Raw genomic sequence first — 3,533 nt, forward strand, 5'->3', positions numbered from 1 at the left:
CGGTCTGGTGGATGTGTACCGCCAGCTGCACCCCGACACCACGGACGCCTGCTACACATGGTGGAGCAACCGCGGCCAGGCCTACGCCAAGAACGTGGGCTGGCGCCTGGACTACCACTTCGCCACGCCCAAGCTGGCCGCCCTGGCCAAGCAGGCCGCCATCTACAAGGACCAGAAGTTCAGCGACCACGCGCCGCTGACGGTGGACTACGACTTCGCGCTTTGAATCCCGTGATTTCCGTTGAGGTTCCGCCATTGCTGGACCGCTTCGACGCCGCCGTCGCCGCACTGCGCGAGAAGTACGATCCCTTGGGCCCCGGCTTCTGTGTCGGGCTCGCTGTCGAAGGCCAGACCGTCCGTACCGCGCATCACGGCCTGGCCCATCTGGAGTGGCCGCAGCCGCTTGCCGGCGACACCCGTTTCTACCTGGCCTCGGAATCAAAATTCTGGGTCGCGGCACTGGTGATGCAAGCCGTTGCGGCCGGCCGCATCACGCTGGACGCCGATATGCGTGCGCTGCTGCCGGCCCTCGCCAGCTACGAACACCCGGTGCTTCTTGGACACTTGCTGCGCCACACCAGCGGTGTCGATGACTATCTATATCTCTGGCAGATGCAACTGGGGCATGTCGAAAGTGATCTCATCACCCAGGCCCAGGCGCTGGCCTTGGTGCAGAGGGCCGAGGACGGAGACTTCGAGCCAGGCAGCCGCTTTGACTACAGCAACAGCAACTACGTGCTCCTGGCCGACTGGTTGGAACGCGATGCCGGCTTGCCGCTGAACGAGATTGCAAGGCAAGGCCTCTTCGAACCTTGGCAACTGCGTGACACGAGTTTTGAAAACGACCCGCAACGGGTGTTGCCGCGCCGCGCTCGCAGCTACCAGACCAGCGCGGCCGGCGCCTGGCGCGAGTTGCCGGTGAACCTGGCCAGCTGGGGCGACGGCGGCCTATGGTCAACACTAGACGATCTGCTGCGTGCCGAGGCCTGTTTGCAAGACGATTGGCAACGCCACGGCGGCCAGTCACTGCTGGCCCGTTGCGCAGCCGACGACTTGCGCTTCAGCACGACCGAATCGCCCTATCGCTTCGGGACCGAGGTGCTGCGCAAGGACCAGCGGCAACTCTTGTTTCACGGCGGCGGCTTCGCGGCCTTCTCCTCCTTGGCGCTGCGCTGCCCCGACGAGGCCTGGGCACTGGTCGTGCTGGCCAATATCGAGGGCTTCGATGCCTCCGCCGAAACCTGGGCAGATTGCCTGTGGCCAGGTGCCGCCATCGACATGGCGCAGTGCGCGAATGTGGGCGCGGCACGATAGCCGTCAGGCACTGACCCCCTCGCTTCGCCCGCCGCCCCCCAGCTACGCGATGGCATACTCTCCGCCAGCGCCTGCCGGGGCGCTGCTGGATCCGCAGGCAGGGCTGAGCCCACCCGGACTGACGCGAGTGCAAGACCGCGTCCGCATCATCACTTCCGACTGTCTCGCCTTTGTGCGGCCTGATCGCGCGGATCGCAGGCGTACCACGCATGGAGGTATCCCTTGGACACGAGCCCCCGCACGGCTGCGCCGCAGCCCACCCTGCCCGACACGGCCGATCTGCAGCAACTCAAGCGCCAGGCACGCGAATTGTTGCGAGGCTGGCGCGCCGCCGATCCAACCAGCCTGGCACGCGCCGCGCCCTACCAACGCCACGATGCGGCCACGCCGCCCAGCCTGGGCATGGCCCAGCTGGTGATCGCGCGCGAACTGGGCTTCAGCAGCTGGACCGCCCTGCGTCGCGCCGTCATGGCCCAACACGAGGCACGACAGCTCGACAACGCAGCCCTGGTCACGCGCATTCTGGCGCTGGTCCTCGGCCGGGGCTGGGACAACCCACAACCCGAACGCGCCCTGGCGCTGATGCAGCGCCTGCGCGGTCCATGCCCAGCAGCCTTGCGCCCTGCCCTGGCCTTGGTCAGAGGTGAGCTGGCCCCACTGGACACCGCACTTGCTGCGGGCCAGCGGCTTCCCCCCTTCGATGCGCCCGCCCTGGCCTATGTATGCTTCTCCAGCCTGCATCGCCTGGGCGAACCCTGGGCGAGTGGCTTGATGCACTGCGCCCAGGCCTTGCTTGCACCAGGCCCAATTGACCTTCAAACCATGCGCATGCCCGACCCCGACTTGGAGACCGCACCGGGCGTGACCGAGGCGCCGAGCTTGCCACTGCTGTATGGCTGCATTGCCCGAGCCCAAAGCCCAGCGCTGGCTGCCGAATTGCTGGCCGCCGGAGCCGATCCCAACGACAAGGAGTCGCTGTACCACGCTTGCGAGGACCCCGACCGTGCCCGTGCCGCTTTGCAGATCCGCCAGCTGCTGGACCATGGGGCGCGCTGGGAGGGCACGAATGCACTCCTGCGCCTGCTCGACTTTGAGGACCCCGCGGGCCTGGCCCTCGCGCTCAGTCTGGGCGCCGATGTCAACGAAGCCGGCCCCGAAGGCAGCACCGCCCTGCACCACGCGCTGCGCCGGGGCCGCTCTACGGCCTGCTTGAGCCTGTTGATCGCTCAGGGCGCCAATCTCGATGCCCGAGACGCGCAGGGGCGTACGCCCGCCACGCTTGCCGCCCTGCTCGGTGAGGGTGAGGCGCTTGCCCTCCTGGCGACCCACGGGGCCCTGCCCGAACTGACTTCGCCACAAGCGCAGTTCCTGGCCGCCTGCGCGGGCGCCGATGCCGCCAAGGCACAAGCCCTGCTGAAGCAGCAGCCCGACTTGCTGAAACAGCTGGACGCGCAGGCGCTGCGCCTGCTGCCCGACCAGGCCCAACGCGGCGCCAAAGCCTCCGTGGCGCTGATGCTGTCCCTGGCTTGGCCGGTCGCGGTGAAGGGCGACTGGGATGCCAGCGCCCTCAACCAAGCTGCCTTCAATGGTGACGCTCAGATGGTGCAGCTGCTGCTGGACCATGGAGCCCGCTGGGACGAAGTCAACGGCTTTGGCGGCGATGTGATGGGCAGCCTGCAATATGCCGCCGCGCACCTGCCCCAGCCTGCTGGGGACTACCTCGCCACCCTGCAAGCACTATTGGCTGCCGGCGCGCCCTGGCCTGCACCCGAAGCGCGGGGCGAACTGCCTGAAGCCATGCAATCGTGGTTGGACGAGGCCGAGCTCCAGGCGCCTTCGGCATAGCAAAACCGCTGCAACAAGTCGGGGCACGACCTGCGCGTGTGAGCGTGACAAAAGTTTCCCCTGCGCCGTAAGGCGCAAGGGGACTCACTCACCCAGCGTCAGCAAGCTCTCATCCCAATCGGCATGCTTATCCAAGCCCAGCAGATTGGCCATGGCGCCGCAGCTGGCCGCCCTCAAGGCCGAGCGCGAGTTCATCCTGGTGGCCGATGTGAACATCGCGCACAAGGAGGCCTGCCAGGGCGGTCTGGTGGATGTGTACCGCCAGCTGCACCCCGACACCACGGACGCCTGCTACACATGGTGGAGCAACCGCGGCCAGGCCTACGCCAAGAACGTGGGCTGGCGCCTGGACTACCACTTCGCCACGCCCAAGC

3 protein-coding genes and 1 pseudogene are annotated in these 3,533 nt (G+C 67.3%); all 4 read left to right on the top strand.

Annotated elements, in window-relative coordinates:
• Positions 1 to 226, top strand: a 226-nt coding sequence (locus ACK5F2_RS14440; protein WP_409865745.1) for an endonuclease/exonuclease/phosphatase family protein, incomplete at its 5' end; no start/stop codon positions are given.
• A gap of 5 nt (positions 227 to 231) precedes the next feature.
• Positions 232 to 1,314 carry a serine hydrolase domain-containing protein gene (locus ACK5F2_RS14445; protein WP_409865748.1) on the top strand — a complete coding sequence of 361 codons (1,083 nt, stop codon included), beginning with the start codon at positions 232 to 234 and terminating at the stop codon, positions 1,312 to 1,314.
• A gap of 222 nt (positions 1,315 to 1,536) precedes the next feature.
• Positions 1,537 to 3,159: an ankyrin repeat domain-containing protein gene (locus tag ACK5F2_RS14450; RefSeq protein ID WP_409865747.1), complete on the top strand. Its 1,623-nt coding sequence runs from the start codon at positions 1,537 to 1,539 to the stop codon at positions 3,157 to 3,159.
• Positions 3,160 to 3,310: 151 nt separating this feature from the next.
• A pseudogene (locus ACK5F2_RS14455) lies at positions 3,311 to 3,533 on the top strand (exodeoxyribonuclease III); the annotation flags it as partial.

The organism is Roseateles sp. (assembly GCF_046300915.1).
Lineage (GTDB): Bacteria > Pseudomonadota > Gammaproteobacteria > Burkholderiales > Burkholderiaceae_C > Kinneretia.